We start from the raw sequence: 22,714 nt of genomic DNA on the forward strand, positions 1-22,714 counted from the left end.
CGTACAAATCCCGCTTACAATTGCAATCTGTATCTTTTTGTTGACGGCTCCGCGAGGCTCGCTATCGTCGCGGAAGGCTTTCTGGGGACGAGCGTGACGGAAGCGATCATCGAGGCACATGGTCTGAGCAGGATCTTCGGCGGGCTCGTCGCCGTGGACGGCTACGGCTTACGCCTGGCCGGCGGCGAACTTGTCGGCCTCATCGGCCCCAACGGCGCCGGGAAGACGACCGCCTTCAACCTGCTCACGGGCGTGCTGAAGCCCAGCGCCGGAAGGATACTGATACGGGGACAGGATCTTACGGGCGCCAGGCCGCATGTCCTGGCGCGGGCAGGGGTGGCGCGCACATTCCAGAACATTCGCCTTTTCAGCGACCTCAGCGCGTTGGAAAATGTCATGTGCGGCGGTCATATGCGGCATGGCTCCTCACTGATCAAAACCCTTGCACAACTGCCCGCGTTCTGGCGCAGCGAGAAGCTGATCGCGCGCCGCGCGGCGGAGATCATCGATCGGACGGGCTTGTCCGCGCTGGCCTACAGGCGCGCCGGCGATCTTTCCTATGGCGATCAGCGCCGGGTGGAGATCGCAAGGGCGCTGGCCACCGAGCCTGCCGCCCTTCTCTTGGACGAGCCCGCGGCAGGCCTGAACCCCAGCGAGACGCAGAAGCTCGTCGAGCTCATCCGCCGTATCAACGAGGATATGGGGGTGAGCGTGCTGGTGGTGGAGCATGACATGCGGCTGGTGATGGGGCTCTGTCGGCGCGTGCAGGTGCTGAACCGGGGCAAGCTCGTTGCCGAGGGTACCCCGGCCGAAGTGCAGGCCGATCCGGCCGTCATAGAAGCCTATCTCGGCACCCGTCGGAAAGCCCTGGCCAATGCTTGAAGTGCGCGGTCTCGACGTCTTTCGCGGCGCCACCCATGTGCTGAAGGACGTTTCCTTTAATGTCGCCCGAGGCGAGCTTGCCGCGCTCATCGGGGCGAACGGAGCCGGCAAGTCCACGACGCTTCTGACGCTTTCGGGGCTGCTTCGCCCGCGCTCGGGTCTAGCGGTCATGCGAACGGAAGGAGGGGAGATCGACCTTACCCGCGCCAGTGCGGAACGGATCGTACGCGCAGGACTGATCCACTGCCCCGAGGGGCGGCAAATCTTTCAGTCCCTGACGGTCGCGGAGAACTTGGCAATGGGCGCCTACACCCGCTCCAGGCGAGAGGAGATCGCTGCTGCGACAGCGGAGGTACATGAGCTCTTCCCCATCCTGAAGGAGCGGGCGTCTCTGCCTGCCGGTTCCCTCTCCGGCGGCGAACAGATGATGCTTGCGATAGGCCGCGCCCTGCTCGCCTCGCCAAAGCTGCTTCTGCTCGACGAGCCCTCCCTGGGCCTGGCGCCCAAGGTGGTCGAGACGATCTTTGATGTTATTGCGAGGCTGAAGGCGCAGGGAGTGACGATCCTGCTCATCGAGCAGAATGCCGTGATGGCGCTTGAGATCGCCGACCGTGCCTATGTGATGGAAAACGGGCGCATCGTGCTCGCAGGGGCCGGCCGGGAGCTGATGGACAATGACCGCGTGCGCCAGTCCTATCTGGGGGTCCCCTTGTGAGCCAGTATCTGTTCCAGCAGCTGGTGAACGGCCTGTCGCTTGGGAGCCTCTACGCTCTTGTGGCGATCGGCTTCTCGATGATCTACGGCATCGTGCGGTTGATCAATTTCGCTCATGGCGACCTTGTGATGATAGGCGCCTTTTCCACCCTGGCGATGATCGCCGTTGGCGTCCCCTGGCCGCTGATCCTCGTCTTCGTCCTGATGATCGGCGCAGTAGCGGGCATGCTGATCGAGAGCGTCGTCTTCCGTCCGATCCGCGGCGCGCCGCAGGTGACCGGCTTCATCGCCACGCTAGCCGTCTCGATCGTCATCCAGAACAGTGCGCTGTTGCTGCTCACAGGGCAGCAGCGCAACTTCGTCTTCCCTGCCTTCATGCGCCAGCGCGTGCCGCTCGGCGGCGTCAGCGCCTCGCTGACGGATATGGTCATCATCTGCCTGACGCTGCTGTTGATCGCTATCCTCTTCTTCATCGTCTACCGTACGCGGCTAGGCACCGCCATGCGGGCGACGGCGGAGAACCTGATGGCGGCCCGCCTGATGGGTGTTTCCGTCAATCGGACGATCCTCGCCGCCTTCGCGATTGGCAGCGCGCTCGCGGCCGTCGCCGGCGTGTTCTGGGGCGGCAAGTTCGGACAGATCGATCCGCTCCTCGGCTTTGTTCCCGGTTTGAAGGCCTTCGTCGCCTGTGTGATCGGCGGCGTCGGCTCTCTCGGCGGCGCGATGCTTGGCGGCTACATTCTGGGCCTTGCGGAGGTCCTCTTCGTTGGTCTTCTGCCTCAGGAGCTCTCCGGCTATCGCGACGCGTTCGTATTCCTGCTCCTCATCGTCATCCTTCTCGTCAAGCCTTCCGGACTGTTCGTGCGCCATGTCGAAGACCGTGCCTGACGAGACCCCGCTGCCCATTCGAGGCTTTGCGGCCGCTGCTTTAGTCGCGGCCGCCGCCGCTGCCGCGGTGTGGCTCGCCCAGGCAAGCCTTAGCGACTATGTCGTCACGCTGCTGGCTGTGCTCTTCCTCAACGCGGCTCTTGCCGTTTCGCTGAACTTCACCAACGGCTTCACCGGCCTTTTCTCGCTTGGCCATCCAGCCTTCATGACCATCGGCGCCTACGTGGCGGCGATCCTAACCTTTCCGGAACGCCGCAAGGGCACGATGCTGCCGGGCCTGCCCGAGTTCCTCGCCACGACCGAGCTTTCGCTGCTGCCGGCTATTCTGATCGCCGGCGCCGTGGCCGCAGTGGTAGCGCTGATTGTGGGATTCCCGGTTCTCCGGCTCCGCGGCCACTATCTGGCAGTGGCGACGCTGGGGCTGATCGTGATCATCCAGAGTCTCGCGACCAATTGGGACACCATCACGCGTGGCGGCTCGGGCCTGAGCGGCATTCCCCGCCTCACCGGCATCTGGTGGGCATTCGGTTTCATGCTCGTGGTGATCGCCGCTGCCTGGCGCATTAAGTTCTCTTCACTCGGGCGCGCCATGATGGCCACGCGCGAGAACGAACTTGCGGCGGAATGCGTCGGCATCGATACGGTGAGGGTCCGGATGCTGGCTTTCGTGCTCGGCGCATTTTTTGCCGCGGTCGCTGGCGCACTGCTTGTCCATCTGATCAGCGTGGTGACGCCAAGAACCTACTCCGTCCTGCTTGCGTTCAACCTGGTGGTGATGGTGGTGATCGGCGGTTCGGGAAGCATCATCGGCGCGGTGATCGCCGCATCCGCGATTACCGTTCTGTCGGAGGCGTTGCGGCCGGTGGAGGAATCGGTGGGCCTTTACGGCATGAGCCAGGTGATAGTGGCGCTGGCGCTCATCCTGGTCCTATACCTTCGCCCGCAAGGCCTGTTCGGCAGTGGCGAACCGATGATCGTGCGGCGCCTTTTCGGAGGAGATCGGTTTGGGCAGACCCCGTGAACGGGATGTTTTTCACAGCCGCGTCCTCCCGCTGCTCGCTGACCGGCTGGGGCTGCTCGTCATTGACGTGCAGAACTGGGTGATGGACGAGAAGAACCGCCAGCCCCGGCCTGAATTCTACGAGGATGCGCACTCGACCGTGATTCCCAATATCCGCCGGCTGATAGAAGCGGCGCGTGGCCATGGTGTCGAGGTGATCTACACAGTGATGGAGAATTTTACCGAGGACGGCCGCGACCGAAGCCTCGACTATAAGCTTTCGAATTTCTTCATTCCGAAAGGGTCGTGGGACGCAAAGGTGGTCGACGAGATCCGGCCGGAGCCGGACGAGATGGTCATCCCGAAGACTTCCTCGAGCCTCTTCAACTCGACGAATTTCGAGTATCTGATCCGCAATATCGGCCTCGACACGATCGCAGTCACCGGCTTCCTGACGGATCAATGTGTCGACCACACGATCCGGGACGGCGCCGACCGCGGCTTTCACATGATCTGCGTGAGCGATGCCTGCGCGACGGATACGCGCCTGCGCCATCAGGCCGCACTGAACGCTTTCAAAGGCTATTGCCGCATGGAAACCACGGACTCGTTGCTGGCGGCGATGAGCCGCGACTTTGCAGCTCAGTAGGCAAGCCGATATTTCTCGCACTGTTCCGCAGGGGAGAGCGCCGACATGAGCTTCTCCTCAAAGCGCTTATGGGCCAGATAGGCCGATTTGAGCTCGGGACCGAACAGGTCCGTCAGCTCCTCCTCGGCTTCAAAAGCGTCGAGCGCCTCCCCGAGCGACTGCGGGAGCCGTACGATCGCGAGCCTGTCCAGATCCTCCTGAGCCATGTTCTGCGGCGCGCCCTGGCAGACAGGCGGCGCCGGCAGGTCCTGGTCCAATCCATATAGGCCGGCGGCTAGGATGGCGCCGAGCACAAGATAGGGGCTGCCGGTGGCATCGGCTGCGCGGTACTCGAAATGATATTGCCGTGCGATTTGCTCTTCGGCGGTCGCAAACACGGGACAAATGCGCACGCCGGCCTCGCGGTCGCGGAACCCGAGATTGTTGTAAGCGGCGCTCCAGCGGTTCGGCGTCAGCCGGAGATAGGAGACTGAGGAGGCCGCCGTGACGGCGGTGATGGCGGGCAACTTCTGCAGGATTCCGGCGATGAAGGCGCCCGCCCTCGCCGAGAGCCCATGTGGTGCTTGCGCGTTGTAGTTGACCGGCATGCCCGTGGCGGCATCCTGCAGGCTGAAATGGACGTGCACGCCGTTGCCGACTGCATCTGGGCGGAGGATGGGTGTGAAGCTGACGCGCGTACCGAGCCGCGTTGCTACCGCGCGCGCGATCTCGCGTATGGCGACAGCCTGGTCGGCGGAACGCACGCCGGTGGCCGGGCCGACCGTCACCTCGTATTGCTTCGGGCCGTATTCGGGCATGAAGGTGTCGAGCGTGATACCCGCTTCCTTCAGCGCACCAAGAAAGCTCTCGGCGAAAATGTCCTGGCGTCGGAAGGAATCGAGCGCATAGCTGGCATTCGGCCTTTCCTCCACGCCTTCGAAGACGAACTCATGCTCGAAGGCTGATTTCACTTTCAGCCCGTGGCGCTTCTCGATTGCCTCGAGAACGCGCTTGAGGAAACCCCGAGGACAAACCTCCCAGGGCGTGCCATCGATATGGCAGATATCGCCAATGACGAAATGCTCGGCGGCGTGATCCTCGCCGAAATCGACCCGTATGCGGCTTTCGGGATCAGGCTTCAGCACCAGGTCGCCGAATGGCCCCCATGGGCTGGGGGCGATCGGCCCATGGGCCGTGATCATGCTGTTCGTCGGCGTCCAGCCGATGCCGCGCGTGAGCCGCTCTTCCAGATCGGAGACGGGAAAGCCCTTGCCTCGCATCTGGCCTGCCAGGTCGCATGTGCAGATCATGACGATCTCTTCGCGTCGCATCTAATCTCCCCGTTTCAACAGCGTCTCGGTGCGGTTCAGCCCGGCTTCCTTTGGCGCAAATGGCCGCCGCAATTCCTCCAGCGCCTCAATGCGCTCGCGCCCCGACCCGCCGAGCTTGCTTGCGACGGCCCCCACCAGCGCCTCCGAAAGCGCCATTCCGATGGTGAGCACGTCGAAGATGGAGGGGGACTCAACCTGGAAGGTGAGCACGTGATCGGCTGCGCGCGAGGCGGGTGATTGCCAGGCATCGGTCAGCAGCACCACGGTGGCGCCGCGCCGGGACGCGGCGCCGGCGAATTCGATGACGTCCTGCTGGTATCTCCGGACATCGAAGACCAGGAGCACGCTGCTCTTGCCCATATCGAGCAGATGCTGCGGCCATTGCTGCGTTTGCCCCCGGATGGTGAAGACGCGGCCGCGCACCGCGGTGAGCAGGTCCGCCACATAGGCGCCGAGATTGGAGGAATAGCGGCCGCCCACTATGTGTATGTCGCGGCGAGGGTCGGAAAGGAGGGCGACGACCTTCTCGAACTCCGCCGCGGGAACGCTGCCGCGCAGGGCCTGCATGTGACCCACCATCGCTTCCATGAAGCGGTCGAGAAACGGGTCGTTTTCGGACCCTTCAGAGACCTGGCGCTCGCCGAAACGGATCAGCGGCGACTGCAGTGTCTCCTCCAGATGTCTGCGCAATGCCGCCTGGAAATCGGCATAGACGGAAAAGCCCAGCCTTTTCACGAGCCGCAGGATGGTGGCGGTGCTGACGCCGCTCTGGGCGGCGAATTCGGCGACGGTGGTGAGGCCGGCCATCGGATAATTCGCAAGGAGATGGCGCGCGGCGCGCGCTTCGCGCCCGCTCAACTGCGGCAAATCCCGGCGAAGCTGTTCCAGCACCGTGCCTTTTTCCAATATCGCCATTCTGCACCTCCCGGATGTATCAAATCAGACAAAACGCCTGCTTGAAAGAAAAATGTACGATTCGATTGACGCTGTGCCGGTGGCGAGTCATGCTGTGCCTGAAGCCGCTGGGGGCCTTCCGGATCCGCCGGCCGGGCATCCGAAAGCGGCCGCTAGCAGGGGAATGGGAGCATGAACAGATTGATTGCAGCCTCCGTGGCGTTTGCGGCCATGCTGGCAAGCGCGTCCGCGCAGGAGACCATCAAGATCGGCGCACTCTACAACCTCACGGGCGGCATGTCGTCGCTCGACGGGCCCTCGCTCAAGGGCGCGCAACTCGCCGTGAAGCAGATCAATGCCCAAGGCGGACTTCTGGACAAGCAGGTTGAACTGATCGCGCCGGACGGCAAGACGGACCAGCAGGAGACCGCCAAGGCCGCACAGCGCGTCCTTTCGGAAGGGGTTGTGGCAGGTATCGGCCAATCCGACACGACTTTCGTCATGGCCGGCGCTCCGCTGTTCCAGGAGAAGGGCGTGCCTTTCGTCACTTCGGGCGCCACCCATCCCGAGCTGCCGCAATGGGTGGGCGACTATATGTTCATGACGCCGTTCGGTGACGACGACCAATCCTATGCCATTGCCGACTACGCCTATGACAAGCTCGGCGCGCGGCGCGTCGCGGTCTGGACCGACAACTCCATGGATTTCACCAAGGCGCTGAGCGCCTTCTTCACCGAGCGCTTCCAGGAGCGGGGCGGCGAGGTCGTCGGCACCGACACTTTCATGATGGGCGATACGGACTTCTCCGCGCAGATCGCGCGGTTGGCCTCCATGGACCCGGCACCCGATGCCGTCTTCGTATCGGCCATCCCGTCGGAGGCGGGCCTGTCGGTCAAGCAGATCCGCGAGCAAGGCATCAACATCCCGATCGTCTCCGGCGACGGCTTCGACACGGAGCTCGTCTCCACTGTGCCCGGTCCTGAACTCGCCAACGACGTCTATTTCTCGACCCACACTTATCGCGCCGACGACCGGCCCGAGGTCAAGAAGTTCATCGAGGACTACAAGGCCGAGTATGGCATCGAGCCGGAAAACGCATTCGCGCCGCTCGGCTATGACGCCATGATGCTGGTGGCGGATGCCATCAAGCGTGCGAACTCGGCCGAGCCGGCCAAGATCAGAGACGCACTGGCCGAAACGCGCGGCTTCAAGGGCGTGACCGGGGAGATCAGCTATACGCGCGCCAATATGGTGCCGCCAAAGCCGGTCTCGATCATCAGCGTCAAGAACGGAAAATATGCCGTCGAGGAGATCTGGCGTCCCGAGACGCAGTAAGGTTTGGGTGGGGCGGAACGGCGGGCGGGGCTGCCGTGCCCCGCCCGTTCTCTATGGAGACTTTGAATGACCGCCGAAAAAGGCAGCACGCTCGCACATTACGAGGGCCGAAACCGGAAGCTGGTGGCAGCGCGGACCGCCGTTCTGGTCGTTGACGCGCAGAATGCCGAACTCGAGCCTGAAATCCTGAACAAGCATCCCGAATTCGAGCGCGCTCTTCGCCAGCGCGCCCTGCCCGCGATGAAGAAGCTGATAGAAGGGGCCAGGGAGAAAGGCTGCGAGATCGTCTATACTGTCATCGAGGCGCTGACGCTTGACGGGCGTGACCGCTCACTCGACCACAAGCTTTCGAACATTCTGGTGCCGCGCGGCTCGCCCCTCGCCAAGGTCATCGAGGATGTGGCGCCGCATGCTGACGAGATCGTGCTGCCCAAGACGTCGTCAGGCGTCTTCAATTCCACAAATCTCGACTATGTTCTGCGCAATCTGGGCGTGGAAAACGTCGTCGTCACCGGTTTCGTGACGGATCAGTGCGTGGACATGGCGATCCGCGACGGGGCCGACCGGGGCTACTATATGGTCTGCGCCGCTGACGCCTGCGCCGCCTATTCGGAGGAGCGTCACTCGACCGCACTTAGGGCTTTCGGCGGTTATTGCCGCATCCAGACCGCTGACGAGGTGCTTGCCGACATCACCTGAGCTTGGTTCCGGAAGAGGAGAGGCGCCCGGCGGCCGGGCGCCTTCCCTGTTCAGTGCGGGATATCCGAGGTTCCTACTTTCCTGACGAGGTCCGACTCGGTGCTTTCGAAGAGCCGAGCCTTGTAGACCACGCCGGCCACCGCACCGCCGATCAGCGGGGCAAGAATGTAGAGCCAAAGCTGCGCGATCGCCGTGCTTCCCGAGAAGAGGGCGGGTCCGATGGAGCGTGCCGGATTGAGCGAGGAACCGGAGACCTGGACGAAGCCGAGATGCATTGCCGTGAGCGTGAGACCGATGACAAGGCCGCCAAGCACGGTCGAATGCACCTTCGTCGTCACTCCGAGAATAACCATGACGAAGAGGAAGGTCGCCACAACCTCCGCGAGGAACACCGCGGCGGTCGAAAAGGCACTCGGGTCCCACGTGGTTGCCGCCAGACTTGCGGGTGCTCCGTTGGCCGAGCCTGAGGCGATGATCCACAGCACGATGGCGCCGAGGATGCCGCCTGCCACCTGGGCAATCATGTAGGGCGCCACATCCTTGGCCGGCAGGCGACCGGCGAGGAACGCGCCGAGGGTGACGGCCGGATTGAGATGCGCACCGGACACCGAGCCGATTGCATAGGCCATCGCCACAACCGCAATGCCGAAGGCCAGACCTATGGCCAGAACGCCGCCCGATGGCACAAGTGCGCCGAAGCCGCCGAGCACCACGCTCGCGCAGCCTATGAAGACCAGACAGAATGTACCGAAGAGTTCCGCGATATAGGCTTTCATGACCGAATCATCCCCGCAATAGCCACAACAGCCGGAGCATCCTACAACCTCTTGATGAAGGCAATGTTTAGAGCCCGGGTCGGATGGCAAGGCCGCGGGTCTGGCCGCACAAACCCATACCGGGCCCCGCGGCGGCAAATCCTGCTCTTGCGGGATTGTTTTCCGTCATCGCCGCAGGCCGCGGGCGCGCGCCAGAAGAAGGGGTCTCGGCCAGCCGTCGGAGATACTGAACTTGGCGGGGTGGGGCGGGCATAAGGGATCTGATCGCGGCCACCAGGATGACGGTCGGCGCCTCCTTCCATCGGACCTGCCGTTCTCGCGCGGCTCTTGTGCATCCCGCCCGTGCAGGTTAGCGAGGTATGGTGACGGGTACACCGGAAGGACTAGGATCATGCGCCTCGGCGGAAGGCTGGCAGCGGCCATAGAAATTCTCCAGGACATCGAGACGCGCCACCGCCCCGCCGCCGACGCCATGCGGGACTGGGGCCTCTCACACCGTTTTGCCGGCGCCGGCGACCGCGCCGCCATCGGCAATTTCGTCTATGACGGGCTGCGCCGGCGCCGCGCTGCCGCCTGGATTTTCGGGGCCGACACGCCGCGTGCGCTTGTCCTCGGCGGTTATCTGCTGGAGAGGACGATTTCGCTCGAGGAGTTTGGCCGCGCGATCGCGGACGATAATTTCGCTCCGCCGCCGCTCAGCCAGGCGGAATTCGCCTTGCTGCGGGAGAGGCTTGGCGCAAAGCTTCCGGACCCCGCGCGCGCCAATGTGCCTGAATGGTGCGAGCCGATGATGCAGGAGGTTTTTGGCAGCGCGTGGGTCGAGGAGGGCGAGGCCCTGGCAAGCCGGCCGCCGCTCGACATGCGTGCCAACCGGCTGAAGGCATCGCGGGAAAAGGTCCTGGCTAGCCTTTCGCGCGCCGGCGCGGCGCCCACGCGCCTCGCGCGCAACGGGCTCCGCATAGCCCCCATTGCCGGCGATGGACGCCACCCCAATGTGCAGGCAGAGCCGGCTTTCCAGAAGGGGTGGTTCGAGGTCCAGGACGAGGGCTCGCAGGTCGTGGCGGAGCTAGCGGGGGCCGCACCGGGCGAGCAGGTGCTCGACTTCTGCGCCGGCGCGGGCGGCAAGACGCTCGCCTTCTCGGCCATGATGGAAAACCGCGGGCAAATCCACGCCTATGATGCGGACAGGCAGCGGCTTGCTCCGATTTTTGAGCGCCTGAAGCGGGCGGGCTGCCGCAATGTCCAGGTGGCGGCGGAGGAGGCGCAACTGAAGCGACTGGAAAGCCAGATGGACCTCGTTGTCGTGGATGCGCCCTGCTCTGGTTCCGGCACTTGGCGTCGCCGCCCGGATGCCAAATGGCGCCTGACCCCGCAGCAGATCGAGGCGAGGCAGGCGGAGCAGAGCGCAATTCTCGATGCGGCGAGCCGCTATGTCCGCCCTGGCGGGCGGCTTGCCTATATTACCTGTTCCGTGTTCCCACAGGAGAATGCCGCCCAGGCAGCCGCCTTTCTCGCGCGCTCGCCCCGCTTTCGCGCTCTCGATCATGCGGCCCTCTGGCTGCAGCAGTTTCCGGCCCATCCGCACCGGCCCCGCTTCGAAGGCGGGATCACGCTCACACCGGCTGCGACCGAAACGGACGGATTTTATTTCGCCGGCTTCGAGCGGCTGCCGGACTGACCGCCATTGCCCCGTCGCATGCCCTTTGCCATAAGCGGCTCGTCCAGCGAGGGAACAGACATGGCGGAGCGGCGGATGGCGGCCGAAGATTTCGAGGCTCGGGTGCGCGCAAGCTTCGCGCGCCAGAAGGCCATGGCAACCATCGGCGCGGAACTGACGCTGGTGACGCCGGGCATCGTCGAGATCGAGATGCCTTATGCGGAGGCGTTCACCCAGCAGCATGGCTTCCTGCATGCGGGGGTGATCTCCATGGCGCTCGACGCCGCCTGCGGCTATGCCGCCTATTCACTGATGCCGGCCGAGGCCGGCGTGCTGACAATCGAGTTCAAGGTCAATTTGCTTGCGCCGGGAAGGGGGCAGCGCTTCCTATTCCGCGGCTCCGTGACCAAGCCAGGGCGCACCATCATCGTGGCCGACGGGCAGGCCTATGCCTTCGACGCCGAAGGAGAGGCGAAGCTGATCGCCACCATGACCGGCACGATGATGACGATCGTCGGCCGCGAGGGCATCGCGGGTTAGGCAGGGCGCCGAAGCGAGAATCCCGGCACGAGGCGTTCCCACCCGTTGCGCTCTTGAAAAACCTTCTTTAAAGCCTCGACATGAGCATTGCGCCCCACCCCGACACCGTTCTTATCGTCGACTTCGGCAGCCAGGTCACGCAGCTGATCGCGCGGCGCGTGCGCGAGGCGGGGGTCTATTCCGAGATCGCTCCCTTCCAGACCGCAGAGGATGCCTTCAGGCGGCTCACTCCGAAGGCCGTCATTCTTTCAGGCAGCCCCGCCTCGACGGTCGACTCCGGTAGCCCGCGCGCGCCCGACATCATCTTCCAGTCAGGTGTTCCTGTCCTCGGCATCTGCTACGGCGAGCAGACGATGTGCGCCCAGCTTGGCGGTAAGGTCGAGGGAAGCGATCACCGGGAATTCGGCCGCGCCTTTCTTGAAATTGAGGAGGATTGCGCGCTCTTCGCCGGCATTTGGGCGCCGGGCACCCGCCATCAGGTCTGGATGAGCCATGGCGACCGCGTGACAGCGATCCCGACCGGCTTCAAGGTGGTCGGCACCTCATCCGGCGCGCCCTTCGCTGCCATCGCCGATGACCGGCGCCGATATTACGGCGTGCAGTTCCATCCCGAGGTGGTGCACACGCCGGACGGGGCCAGGCTGATCGCCAATTTCGTGCACAGGATCGCCGGGCTGAAGGGCGACTGGACCATGGCCGCCTATCGCGAGCAGGCGATCCGCGCGATCCGCGACCAGGTAGGCTCGGGCCGGGTCATCTGCGCGCTTTCGGGCGGCGTCGATTCCTCGGTGGCGGCGCTCCTCACCCATGAGGCGGTCGGCGAGCAGCTCACCTGCATTCTGGTCGACCACGGCCTGATGCGCCAGAACGAGGCAGCGGAGGTGGTAGCCATGTTCCGCGAGCATTATAACGTGCCGCTGATCCTGGTCGATGCTTCCGATCGCTTCCTCTCCGCGCTGGAGGGTGAGACCGACCCGGAAAAGAAGCGCAAGACCATAGGCCGCCTCTTCATCGAGGTCTTCGAGGAAGAGGCAAGGAAACTCGGGGGCGCCGATTTCCTCGTGCAGGGCACGCTTTACCCCGATGTGATCGAGAGCGTTTCCTTCACCGGCGGGCCGTCGGTCACCATCAAGTCGCACCACAATGTGGGCGGCCTGCCCGAGCGCATGAAGATGCGCCTAGTCGAGCCGCTGCGCGAGCTCTTTAAGGACGAGGTGAGAGCGCTTGGGAAGGAGATTGGCCTGCCCGACCACTTTATCGGCCGCCATCCTTTCCCGGGTCCGGGCCTTGCCATCCGCTGCCCCGGCGGCGTGACGCGGGAAAAACTGGACATCCTGCGCGCCGCCGACGCGATATACCTCGACGAGATCCGCAAGGCCGGCCTTTACGACGCGATCTGGCAGGCTTTCGCCGTTCTTCTGCCGGTCCAGACAGTCGGCGTGATGGGCGACGGCCGCACCTATGAATATGTCTGCGCCCTGCGCGCCGTCACGTCGGTGGACGGCATGACGGCCGACTTCTACCACTTCGACATGGGTTTTTTGAGCCAGGCAGCGACTCGCATCATCAACGAGGTGCGCGGCATAAACCGGGTCGTCTATGACGTGACATCAAAACCCCCCGGCACAATAGAGTGGGAGTGATTCAGCGTCCTTCGCAGCCTATCGCGAACAATCGTAAATTCATTCTAAATCACCAATTTTAAAAGCAGAATCTTCGGACCAATCGCGAACTATCGCGTGCAAAAGGACCGCTCTGACGGTCTTTTTGGCGGTATCTGTTTTCTTGTCCGAGCGCCCAAATCGCAATACCGTCAGCCCAATTCAGCCGATGACGGTCTTTTTTCGGAAGCTAACGCTCTGAATTGATTAGAAAAGAAGCGTTCCAGCAGGCCGAATTTGCCTGACGGTCTTTTAGGCCGCAAATCGGTCCATTTCCGCTAGAAATGGAGGGCACTTTGCTGACGGACACGGCGCTTAAGCATCTAAAATCTAGGGTAAAAGATTACAAGATTGCGGACCGTGACGGTATGTACGCCCTGGTCAAGAGCTCGGGCGCCTTGACCTTTCGGTACGACTACCGAATGAACGGCCGGCGCGAGACAGTGACGCTCGGAAAATACGGACCGGAGGGCATAACTCTCGCTCGCGCCAGAGAATTGTGTCTCGACGCGCGCCGCATGGTGGCGGAGGGAATCTCGCCAGCGCAGGAAAAGCAGCGACAGAAGCGCCGCCTGAAGGAAGCGAAGAGCTTCGGCGAGTTCGGGGAGCGCTGGTTCAAGGAACCGCGGATGGCCGACAGCACACGCGCCACGCGCCGGGCGATTTTCGACCGCGACATTGTGCCGACCTTGAGAAACCGGCTCCTCAAGGAGATCACACCGGAAGACCTTCGGGCGCTCTCCGCGAAAGTGAAGGATCGAGGAGCGCCGGCCACCGCCGTCCACGTCCGCGACATCGTCAAGCAGATCTTCGCCTTCACTATCCTGCACGGCGAGAAAGTGCCGAACCCGGCCGCGGATGTCGGTCCTGCCTCGATCGCGACCTTCGTGCCGAAAGACCGTGCCCTCTCGCCAACTGAAATCAGGATTATGCTGAAGCAGCTCGAGCACGTCCCGACGCTGCCCACGATCCGCCTAGGCCTGCGGCTGATCCTGCTCACGATGGTTCGAAAGAGCGAATTGCAGGATGCGGTCTGGGACGAAGTCGATTCGAGAATGCCGTATGGAGCATTCCCAAAGAGCGCATGAAGCGCTCGAAGCCTCATAACGTGTATCTGTCACGCCAATCGATCGACATCATGATCGCACTCAAGACCTGCGCCGGGAACTCACGCTACGTCCTGCCGTCGCGCTACGATGCCGACGCGCCGATGTCCCGCGCCACGTTCAACCGCATCACCACCGCTGTCGTCGTGAGAGCCAAGCAGCAGGGTCTGCCATTGGAGCCATTCACCGTGCACGACCTGCGCAGAACCGGATCGACCCTACTCAACGAGTTGGGCTTCAATCGCGACTGGATCGAGAAGTGCCTAGCCCACGAGGAGGGAAAATCCTCTCGAGGCGTCTACAACAAGGCCGACTATGAGCAGCAACGCCGTCACATTGCTCCAGGAATGGGCCGACGTTGTCGACGCATGGGTGGACGGTCGAACGCACCAGCCGACGCTCTATCTGCCGACCATGCAGTTGATCGCACCGAAAGCAAAGATCTAGCGTGCGAAAGCACCCGTTCGGATCGGAGCTGGCATCGCGGCGAAAGGATTGCCAGAAATTGCGCTGACGTTCCCATTGTCCCGATGATCGCTCGCCAGCGCCCACCCCGGGCCCCACGCCGCGTTAATGTCTAAGAGGTCTTGTTTTCCGCTGGCGCACGTCGGGCGACGGAGCGCGTTTGATCATCGCCGCATCCAAAGCTGGCGTCGCTCCTCGATCCAAGCCTCAGCCTCCGCCAAATCCCAGACCACACAGCGCGAAGTCAGATGGAACCGTCGAGGAAACTCGCCACGCTGCTCCATTTCGTAGATCGTGGTGTCGGCCAGGGGGACAATCTTGCGAAGTTCCGGCCGCCGGATTGTCTGCTCGGCGAGTCGGGGTGATGAAGTGTCAGAGGGAGCTGTGTCGGCGGCTGATGCGCTATTCGACTTATCCGACACCTCTAAGCTGAGCTCCTTGAAGTTGGCCTTTCCAGTCATGGCGATTTCCCAAATCAGCGACTTGTCTTGGAGGCTGACCACTTTGGACGGAGAGTGGAAGAGGCATTGTCTGTGCGGTGACCAACGAACGGCTCTGGCCTGCAAATCGGACGACTGGCAATCTCCCGATGGGCGTCGCCTGGCCCTTGTCGGGGTTCGAGTCGCTGGAGCGCTACCGCCTTTTCCCACACCCGGGGAGGCTGCGTTATCTTCTGCACTGTTCAGCATAAGTATGCAGTCTGGTGGGCCCGGAGGGACGTCACTTTTCGAGGAGACACAGAACCTTGCCGTGTGGTTCGCCACGCCATTTCTCCGTATGTTCTCAAATGGGGTGGCGAATCTGAGGACGGTTCGAATGGACGATTCCACTCGCATCGGCTGCTGGGCCGTCCCGATCAAGGAATCGATACTGAGCGAACCGGGGCCAGCGACTGCGATGTAAAAAAGATGAAGCAATACGACATTGCCGCCTCGCCGTGGGTTGAGCACGGGGAAAATCCTTGGGAGGCGTGAGCGATAAAATAGGCGAAAGCCATCAGGCCGGACAACAAGAACGCGATCGGACGCGGCCTCCTGTCAGCAATATCCCGCCAACAACTTCCAGAATGCCGGCCACATACAACATCGCGGTTCAAGGTGGCGCGGGGTTGCTGCCCTCGACCTGCTGAGATGTCAAAACAAAGGCTCCGCTGCATCGCTGCGTCGCGCCGTCTCTGTCGCTGCCACGAAATGCCGGCGGTTGGGCGCAGCCGGGTTTACTCCGCCAAGCTAGCGCCCTAGCTTCTCCGCGGTGCACGCGGCGCAAACATGGGGAAGGCGCCTCGGCAACATTATCGTGTGATCAAGCCGTCGAACGTTCAGAGTCCCCGAGTGGAAAATGCGAGGCAACACTGAAAATCAGCTGGTACTTATATTGCCTGCTCCCATCGTGCGCCCGCAGAAGAAGTCATAATGCCGATGAGGCAGTTTCTGAGTAGTGCGAGTTCCGCATGTGCGGTTTCGGCAGGCTCGCCTCCAACGCAACCCCGACTATCCTTTTGGCATGGCCGACCAAGCAATGCCCCTCAAATTGAAACCGGAGCGATGGGCAGATCTGTATCACCTCGCCGACGACGCTTGTGAACTTGAACCCGTGTCCGGAGCAGGCGGAGCAAACCACTACCGTCCGTTCTACCGGAAGGCTATCGATCAGGAAATCTTCGCCAGCAGCATCGTGTAGGGGCAGGTCACCCCTCGCACACGCGTTGTCGCGACATTTGGCATGCGTCTTACCGCGAGGGCGTCGAGCAAGGTCGCGTCGACGTCTTTGACTGGCGGTGTCTCCCGATCGGGGTCGATCGGCTCCTGCAGATGGGTGTGCTTACCAATCGTTACGCCGTCCGATCCTGGGCTTGCCGACCACTGCATCTCCGAGCCGAGAAAGGTGCCGCCCATCATCGCGCGCGCGTCATTGGCCGTTCGAACCTGACGGCCGAGGAACCTCCAGCTAGAAGCTATCCCCGTGCATCACGAGGTTGCAGGCCTTCTCCGCAAAATCCGCCTCCGGAAGCCACACATCAAGTCCTATGGAATCCTTGCGGCATGAAAGCTTTTGCGCTCAATGCGGGTCAGCTCTTCAAAGCCTTCAAGCAGAACGTAACTTGCTGATCGTACCTGTCCGCATGTTGGGCTGCAACCAAATGCGCATGTCTGCTTTGCTAGCCGGCGCAGCGGCGTGGACTAGAAGATCTTCTCGAACTGAGGGGCGCTCGGAGATTTTCGAAGTGGCGGTGGTGTTCTAGAGTAGGGCGCTACTTAGCGCCTCGCGTGGCGTCGCCCTTCACCAGCGCGAACTGAAGCTACCATACTGCGCAAATATCCAGGCGCTTGCGTATCCAACGGAATGTCAACGCAGCCGCGGGTGAATATTTTTCGCAGTTTCACGTTGGCCGGTCGGATTCAGAGCGCTGGCTTGATCACGACCGCTAAAGCTGGACATCTTCCAGAGAGCCGCACGCCCAACGAACTCACGAACAGCATAATGTCGCAAATTGTTCACAAGGTTAGATTTTTGCCTGCTATAGCGTAGTTTTCTGATATCGTCGGCGCTTCTGAAATACACGAATCGCGAATTGTGCCTCCCATCATTCTGCTCTACACTTTCGTGTTCTGATTTCTGTGGTGCGCTGCAGCCGTGCAGCCTTTTACTTTGCTGCCGAAACATCGGCATCTCCGCCGTTTGGTGATCGACGGGCACGCGGCGGACGATGTGGAACATGCCGACGCTACGTTTAGCCATTGACATAGCCCGACACTGTTGCCGGCGCTGACCCGGATCTTGATACCGAGGCAATGGCCGACGAGCTCCTGGAAGCCCATCCCCGAAGCAGATGCCACTCGCGAAGACGTTCGTGAAACGCTTGAAGAAGAACTCCGCAGCCTAGACGAATAGACGCCCCCAATGCCGTTCTATCGCTTTCACCTGAAGCCCGATCAAAAACTTCCTCACTGCATGGATGAAGAGGTGCTTTTGCCGAACACAGAGGCCGCGCTGAAGGAGGCCACGAGGACCTGCGGCGAGATGATCCGCGACATAGACGGCTTACCTCTTGGCTGCGAATGGCGAATGGAAGTCGCCGACGAGGAGGGACCGATCTTCGCCATCACCGTTGGTGCAAAGCAGATGCGCTGGGCATCGCGCTGAAATGTCATTTGATTGCGCCCCCGCTTGGCTGGCCAGCGAGGCTTGGTTGTCACACCAAGGCATTGACGATAGTGATCGAGATCCAAACTAAATCGGCTACGCCAAGGGCAATCGAGACCGCGGCATAGATCTTGAGGAGCACTGTCTGACGGCGTGCGTCGTCTTGAGGGTGATCAGGCTGACTGTTCGTACTGCTCATGCTGCGACTCAGCAGCGTGGCCGCGGCGAAGGGTAACGAACCGTAGCGAGGTGAGTTTAAGGCCTTGTTCGGCCGGTCAGCGCCCGTGACTAACCTCAGCGGCCTAGCCTAACCGTCTCACGTTTCTGGGTGAAAGACCAATCACCATTTATTTCCTGTTGCCCGTCAGCTGCTCTTCACGCGCATTCTGCTGAAATCGCGAGCGCAGCATTTCGAGGGCTGTAAGCGCCTCCTTCGCGGTCCAGCCACGAAAGGCGCATCCCGCCCAAAGACGCGATCCTTCCGGTCAATGTGTCCTCACAGCAGCGCAGGACCTGCCTATCCGCCTGACGGAACCACCCGCTTTTGCTGAGCCACGCGGATGGCGGCAAGCAGGCTGAGGCCGATGTGATAGCCGGGATCGAGGTCGGGTGTGGCGGGCACGTAGTCCACCGGTCCCTCTGCCGTCAGCGTCTGGTAGGCGATCGGCGGCTCGCCCCGCCAGTAATGGCGGAAGAAGGCTTCGTCCGCCCGTTGCCAGGCGCTGAGGCTTTCGGGGCTTTCGGTAATAGACCAGGCCAGCGCGGCCGTGCGGATCGCCTCCGGCAGCGACCACCAGGGCTGATACGGGCTGAGCTTTTCAGTGGTGGAGATCGAAACCGTGAGCGACAGGCCGGCTTCCGCAAACCCGAAGTTGAGCGAGGAAAGCAGGATGCGCTCCAGGATCCGGACAAGCTCCGGATTGCCCGCGGTTGGGGAGTAGTCCAGTGCAAAGCCAGCGAACTCGATCCCGTGCCCAACATTGCAGCGGTCATCGCCCGGCGCGTTGCGCAGCAGGCAGGTTTGAGGATCGAGGTGGCGCTCGATCACATGGGGTATGAAGCGTTCGGCAAAGGCTGCATGGTCGGCCAACCCGAGCCGCTCCAGCATGCCCGCGGCGCCCAGCAGGATCATGCGCGGCCCGAAATCGTCCGCCTGGGCGGCAAGCGCAGCAGGGCCGAGCTCGGCCTGCTCGTCCATCTGGAAGCGTCCGTCCTCTATTGCCGCGATGACGCGGCCGAAATAGGCGAGGTGGCGGGGCAGGTCCTCCGGCCGATAGCGGTACGCAGCCGCGATCAGCCCCTTGGCCGCAAATGCGTCCGAGTACGTGAAGATTTCGCCAGCGGGGTTTTGGCTAAGCACCCGGCCATCCTTTTCGGCGCGGATCGGCCGCATGTCGGCATCGTAACGGAAATAGACATGGCCATCCGCGCTCTGCAGTTGCGTTAGAAGCGCGTAGAGGTGGCGCCCGGTCTGATCGAGGCGTTGCGCCAGCTCAGGCTGCCGATCGGCAAAGAAGCCAGCATGCGTGACAATCGCTTCGAGGCCGCGGCCTTGGATCCAGCCATAGGTATAGTCCGGCCCGCGCAATCCGTCCGCGCTCGTATAGTCGGCGAGGGTGATGCTGTTCAGCTTGGTGTTTAGGAATCCGCTCTTCAGCGTCGGCCGGGAAAGCATCCACTCCAATGTGGCGGCATTGGCGCGTGTGTAGCGCTCGGCTGCCTCCTGCAGGAATGCACTGCTCATTCCTTCAGTCCCGTGCTGGCGACACTCTGCACGAAATTGCGGCGCAGGATGACAAAGAGCGTGATGGAAGGAATGAGGACGGTGGCGGAGGCGGCGCTCAAACGGCCGAGATCCACCGTAAAGCCGGTCTGGAAGAGTGCCAGCCCCACCTCGATCGTATAGCTTTCGCGGGTGGTGGCGACGATCATCGGCCAAGCGAAGGCGGTCCATGCCTGGAAGAAGGCGAGAACGGCGAGCGCCCCGAGCGCGCCGCGCAGGAGCGGCAGGACGATCGACCAGAAGATCCAGAGCTCGCCAGCGCCGTCGATGCGCGCCGCCTCCAGAAGCTCATCGGGAATGGAGTGCATGACATTCTGGCGGATCAGGAAGATCCCGAAGCTCATCACAAGATAGCCGAGGAGGAGACCCCCGATGGAATTGAGGATGCCCAGCGCCTGCGCCTGGAAATAGAGCGGGATCATATAGACCTCGAAGGGCACGATTGCCGTGGCCAGCACGATCACGAAAATGATCTTCAGCGTGCGGAAGGGGAATTTGGCCAGCACATAGCCGGAGATAGCCGAGGTGGCGACGATCGAAAGGGTCGAGAGCACCGCGAAGGCAAGGCTGTTGAAGATCCAGCGCGCCAGTGGGGTGTCGGCCAGGACAGCGCGGAAATTCTCCACCGTCGGGTCCGTTGGAATGACGGTGGGCGGCCAGGCAAGAAGCTCCTGCGGCGACTTGAATGCGTTCGAGACCAGGAAGACAAGCGGCAGGATCATAAGGATCGAGAAGGCGAAAAGAAAAATGTCGATCGCCAGATTGACCAGCCTCTCGCGAGTGGGAATTTTTTCAGCCGCGCTCACGCTCACATGCTCCGTTGCGCTCACCGCCGTCATTTCCGCCCCTTCTCGCGCAGGAGGCCGAACTGGATCAGCGTCAGCACCAGGACGATCGCCAGCAGAACCACTGCTTCCGATGCCGCATAGCCGACGCGATAATTGCGAAAACTGTTCTCCAGCATGTCGAGCACCAGCACCCGCACCTGGCGGCCGGGCGCTCCCTGGGAGTCGGAGGCAAGCACGAAGGCTTGCGCATAGACGTTGAAGCCGGAGATCAGCGTGACGACGGAAACGTAGAGCGTGATCGGCTTCAACAGCGGCACGGCGACATGCCAGAAACGCTGGATGCCGCCGGCGCCGTCCAGCTTTGCTGCCTCGAAGAGGGACACCGGCAGGCTCTTGAATCCTACGAGATAGATCAGCACCGCGTATCCGAGTGCCTGCCAGGAGCAGAGGACGATGATGCAGATCACGGAAAGGACAGGATCGAAGAGCCAAGCCTGCGCGGGAATTCCGAAATACTGCAAGAGCGCGTTTAGCGGTCCGAGCTTGGCGTCAAAAATCCACTTCCAGGCCATGGCCGCCGGCACCAGCGAGACCACATGGGGGATGAAGACGGCCGTCTCGTAGAAGCCCGAGAAACGCGACGCCGTCCGATGGTGGATCAGCCCTGCGATTACCAGCGCCAGCGGGATCGTCACCGCCAGCACGCCGAAGGCTATGATCGACGTGTTGACGAGCGCATCAAGGAACAGCCGGTCGTGGAAGAGTTCACGGAAATTATCGAGCCCGATGAATGGCTTGTTCTTCGACAGGATGTCCCACTTGTGCAGGCTGAGCCGCAGCGTCTCGCCGATCGGGTAGATGCGCACCCAGGCGAAGATCGCGAGCGTGGGCAGGAACGCCAAGATCGCGAACCACCATAGTCTCCGCTGCAGCATGTGTTCCCCTGTTGGACCCGCCACTCCAGCCAGAGCGGCTGGTGCCGCTCTGGACGTTTCCTAGCGAGAGCCGCCTACTCGGCCAGCAACCCCTCGCGGCTGAGGATGTTGTTCGTCTCCTCCGCTGCCGAGGCAAGGAAAGCGTCGATCGCTGCGTCGTCCTTGGCCAGATCCGCATTGCCGTAGGCGTTGGTGAGCTGGCCGGCCAGTCGCGTCAGCACTTCTTCAATCGGACCGATCGCCGGCAAGGTGAAGAACTCGTAGCCTTCCGGGTAGTCCACGAAAGCGGCGAAGGCGGGAACGCGCTTCGTGACGACCGAATAGTCAACGCCGGCCCGGTTGGGCAGCCAACCTACATTGTCCAAAAGCCAGATTAGATTTTCCGGCTCGTTGGCGGCGAGCGCGAAGGCCCAGGCAGCCTCGGCATCCTCGCCCCCGGTCGAGTTCACATAAAGATTGGTCGGCAACGCGATCGAGCCGCGGGGCAGGGGGGCGGTGGCGTAGTTGAGGTCCGGGGCCTTGGCCGCTATGTCGCCGATCACCCAGGATTCGCGGATGAACATGGCCGTCTGGCCGCGCTCGAAGGCCTCGGCATCCGCAGGCATCTCCGGCGTCACCGTCTTCAGCACGTGCACATTTTCCAGATATTGCTTCAGCGTCTTGCCGCCGGCCTCGTTGGCATAGTTGGCGCGCCACTTCCCGTCGCCGGCCGGCTCGATCACCGATCCGCCATACTGGAACAGGTTGATCCAGAACTTTTCCGCAATGCCCTGGCCGCCGCCGGAAAGCCGCAGGCTCCAGCCGGAAACGGTGGGGTTGCCATTGGCATCGCGCTGGGTGAGCTTCTCGGCGTACTGGGTGTATTCCTCCATGGTCTTGGGCGCTTCGGTAAGACCGGCCGCCTTGAACATGTCAACATTGTAGAAGAGAGCGCCCTGGCCGCGGAACAGCGGCACGCCGTAAACCGTGCCTTCCCTGCTGGCTGTCTCGCTGAAAAAGGCGTCGAAATTGGCAGGGTCCCTGACGAAGGAGGCCACGTTTTCGGGTGCGGCCGGAAGAAGGTCGTTCTCCAGATAGCGGCTGGCGGTAGAGCCCGAAAGCTCGATCACTGTGACTCCGGCAGAGCCGGATGTGAGCCCCAGGGCAATGCGCTTTTCGTGCTCGCGCAGCGCGATCGCCTCCACCTTCACTTCCAGGTCGGGATATTCGTCCTTCATGGACTCCGCGACGTGCTCGTAGAACGGTGCCATTTCCGGATAGCCGCTCCACACGGTAATGGTCTGGGCCGTGGCCGGCGTCATGGAAAGCCCCGCGGCCACTGCGAGCGCCAACGGCGTTGCCGCGATCTTGGCCATGATGGATCGAGAAGTGCGCTGCGCTCTCATGTCTGTTCTCCCTTGTTTTTGAGCGGAAGTGTTCCCTTGCGAAAGCCTGCCATGCAACCGGTTGCGCGTCAAGTGAAGCTGAGGGCGATAATCCGGTGTGCAT

The 22,714-nt window shown here is 62.3% G+C and carries 20 protein-coding genes and 2 pseudogenes; 12 read left to right on the forward strand and 10 right to left on the reverse strand.

Annotation, left to right across the window (positions count from 1 at the left end; genetic code table 11):
* The first annotated feature begins 93 nt into the window (after positions 1-93).
* From RIN79_RS06985 to RIN79_RS07005, 5 genes are read left to right on the forward strand one after another with little or no spacing between them, the layout of a single operon-like run.
* Complete coding sequence (locus tag RIN79_RS06985; RefSeq protein WP_309083916.1) at positions 94-882, forward strand: ABC transporter ATP-binding protein; 789 nt, start codon at positions 94-96, stop codon at positions 880-882.
* Positions 875-1,597, forward strand: coding sequence for an ABC transporter ATP-binding protein (locus RIN79_RS06990; RefSeq protein WP_309083917.1), 723 nt, complete (start codon positions 875-877; stop codon positions 1,595-1,597). Before RIN79_RS06985 ends, RIN79_RS06990 begins: the two co-directional genes overlap by 8 nt.
* Complete coding sequence (locus RIN79_RS06995) at positions 1,594-2,484, forward strand: branched-chain amino acid ABC transporter permease (RefSeq protein WP_309083918.1); 891 nt, start codon at positions 1,594-1,596, stop codon at positions 2,482-2,484. Before RIN79_RS06990 ends, RIN79_RS06995 begins: the two co-directional genes overlap by 4 nt.
* Positions 2,465-3,505: a branched-chain amino acid ABC transporter permease gene (locus RIN79_RS07000; RefSeq protein WP_309083919.1), complete on the forward strand. Its 1,041-nt coding sequence runs from the start codon at positions 2,465-2,467 to the stop codon at positions 3,503-3,505. The genes RIN79_RS06995 and RIN79_RS07000 overlap by 20 nt, the downstream gene beginning before the upstream one ends.
* Positions 3,489-4,133, forward strand: a complete 645-nt coding sequence (locus RIN79_RS07005) for an isochorismatase family cysteine hydrolase (RefSeq protein ID WP_309083920.1) — start codon at positions 3,489-3,491, stop codon at positions 4,131-4,133. Before RIN79_RS07000 ends, RIN79_RS07005 begins: the two co-directional genes overlap by 17 nt.
* On the opposite strand, the gene RIN79_RS07010 is transcribed toward RIN79_RS07005, so the two are convergent.
* Positions 4,127-5,443 carry a glutamine synthetase family protein gene (locus tag RIN79_RS07010; RefSeq protein WP_309083921.1) on the reverse strand — a complete coding sequence of 439 codons (1,317 nt, stop codon included), beginning with the start codon at positions 5,441-5,443 and terminating at the stop codon, positions 4,127-4,129. The two genes, RIN79_RS07005 and RIN79_RS07010, sit on opposite strands and share 7 nt — an antisense overlap.
* Positions 5,444-6,358, reverse strand: coding sequence for a MurR/RpiR family transcriptional regulator (locus RIN79_RS07015; protein ID WP_309083922.1), 915 nt, complete (start codon positions 6,356-6,358; stop codon positions 5,444-5,446). It abuts the gene before it with no gap.
* A 171-nt stretch (positions 6,359-6,529) separates the two neighbouring features.
* Between RIN79_RS07015 and RIN79_RS07020 the strand changes: the two genes are divergently transcribed.
* Positions 6,530-7,672, forward strand: coding sequence for an ABC transporter substrate-binding protein (locus tag RIN79_RS07020; RefSeq protein ID WP_309083923.1), 1,143 nt, complete (start codon positions 6,530-6,532; stop codon positions 7,670-7,672).
* Between the two features lie 66 nt (positions 7,673-7,738).
* The gene (locus tag RIN79_RS07025) at positions 7,739-8,371 is read left to right on the forward strand and encodes an isochorismatase family cysteine hydrolase (protein ID WP_309083924.1); all 633 of its coding nucleotides are present in this window, start codon (positions 7,739-7,741) and stop codon (positions 8,369-8,371) included.
* A gap of 50 nt (positions 8,372-8,421) precedes the next feature.
* Here RIN79_RS07025 and RIN79_RS07030 read toward each other — a convergent pair whose 3' ends face one another.
* Complete coding sequence (locus RIN79_RS07030) at positions 8,422-9,147, reverse strand: aquaporin (protein WP_309083925.1); 726 nt, start codon at positions 9,145-9,147, stop codon at positions 8,422-8,424.
* A gap of 391 nt (positions 9,148-9,538) precedes the next feature.
* Between RIN79_RS07030 and RIN79_RS07035 the strand changes: the two genes are divergently transcribed.
* The 4 genes and pseudogenes from RIN79_RS07035 (at position 9,539) to RIN79_RS07050 (ending at position 14,558) form a co-directional block, all read left to right on the forward strand.
* Complete coding sequence (locus RIN79_RS07035; protein ID WP_309083926.1) at positions 9,539-10,825, forward strand: RsmB/NOP family class I SAM-dependent RNA methyltransferase; 1,287 nt, start codon at positions 9,539-9,541, stop codon at positions 10,823-10,825.
* A 75-nt stretch (positions 10,826-10,900) separates the two neighbouring features.
* Positions 10,901-11,344 (forward strand): PaaI family thioesterase, encoded by a 444-nt coding sequence (locus tag RIN79_RS07040; RefSeq protein WP_375165883.1) that lies wholly within the window; start codon positions 10,901-10,903, stop codon positions 11,342-11,344.
* Positions 11,345-11,424: 80 nt separating this feature from the next.
* Positions 11,425-12,987: a glutamine-hydrolyzing GMP synthase gene (gene guaA, locus RIN79_RS07045; RefSeq protein WP_309083928.1), complete on the forward strand. Its 1,563-nt coding sequence runs from the start codon at positions 11,425-11,427 to the stop codon at positions 12,985-12,987.
* Between the two features lie 314 nt (positions 12,988-13,301).
* Positions 13,302-14,558 (forward strand): annotated as a pseudogene (locus RIN79_RS07050) (tyrosine-type recombinase/integrase).
* A 123-nt stretch (positions 14,559-14,681) separates the two neighbouring features.
* Here RIN79_RS07050 and RIN79_RS07055 read toward each other — a convergent pair.
* The 3 genes and pseudogenes from RIN79_RS07055 to RIN79_RS07065 form a co-directional block, all read right to left on the reverse strand.
* Positions 14,682-14,917, reverse strand: a pseudogene (locus RIN79_RS07055) (helix-turn-helix transcriptional regulator).
* A gap of 1,308 nt (positions 14,918-16,225) precedes the next feature.
* Positions 16,226-16,474: a hypothetical protein gene (locus tag RIN79_RS07060; protein WP_309083929.1), complete on the reverse strand. Its 249-nt coding sequence runs from the start codon at positions 16,472-16,474 to the stop codon at positions 16,226-16,228.
* A 448-nt stretch (positions 16,475-16,922) separates the two neighbouring features.
* Positions 16,923-17,315 (reverse strand): hypothetical protein, encoded by a 393-nt coding sequence (locus RIN79_RS07065; RefSeq protein WP_309083930.1) that lies wholly within the window; start codon positions 17,313-17,315, stop codon positions 16,923-16,925.
* 162 nt (positions 17,316-17,477) lie between these two features.
* Between RIN79_RS07065 and RIN79_RS07070 the strand changes: the two genes are divergently transcribed.
* Entirely contained in the window at positions 17,478-17,720 is a 243-nt protein-coding gene (locus RIN79_RS07070) for a hypothetical protein (protein ID WP_375165884.1), read from the forward strand.
* A gap of 517 nt (positions 17,721-18,237) precedes the next feature.
* On the opposite strand, the gene RIN79_RS07075 is transcribed toward RIN79_RS07070, so the two are convergent.
* The 4 genes from RIN79_RS07075 to RIN79_RS07090 form a co-directional block, all read right to left on the reverse strand.
* Positions 18,238-19,464 (reverse strand): hypothetical protein, encoded by a 1,227-nt coding sequence (locus RIN79_RS07075; protein WP_309083932.1) that lies wholly within the window; start codon positions 19,462-19,464, stop codon positions 18,238-18,240.
* Positions 19,461-20,342 (reverse strand): carbohydrate ABC transporter permease, encoded by an 882-nt coding sequence (locus RIN79_RS07080; protein WP_309083933.1) that lies wholly within the window; start codon positions 20,340-20,342, stop codon positions 19,461-19,463. Before RIN79_RS07080 ends, RIN79_RS07075 begins: the two co-directional genes overlap by 4 nt.
* Positions 20,339-21,226 carry a sugar ABC transporter permease gene (locus RIN79_RS07085; protein WP_309083934.1) on the reverse strand — a complete coding sequence of 296 codons (888 nt, stop codon included), beginning with the start codon at positions 21,224-21,226 and terminating at the stop codon, positions 20,339-20,341. The genes RIN79_RS07080 and RIN79_RS07085 overlap by 4 nt, the downstream gene beginning before the upstream one ends.
* A 74-nt stretch (positions 21,227-21,300) precedes the next feature.
* Positions 21,301-22,611 (reverse strand): extracellular solute-binding protein, encoded by a 1,311-nt coding sequence (locus RIN79_RS07090; RefSeq protein ID WP_309083935.1) that lies wholly within the window; start codon positions 22,609-22,611, stop codon positions 21,301-21,303.
* Positions 22,612-22,714 lie beyond the last annotated feature (103 nt).

This window comes from Chelativorans sp., assembly GCF_031180965.1.
Classification (GTDB): domain Bacteria; phylum Pseudomonadota; class Alphaproteobacteria; order Rhizobiales; family Rhizobiaceae; genus Chelativorans.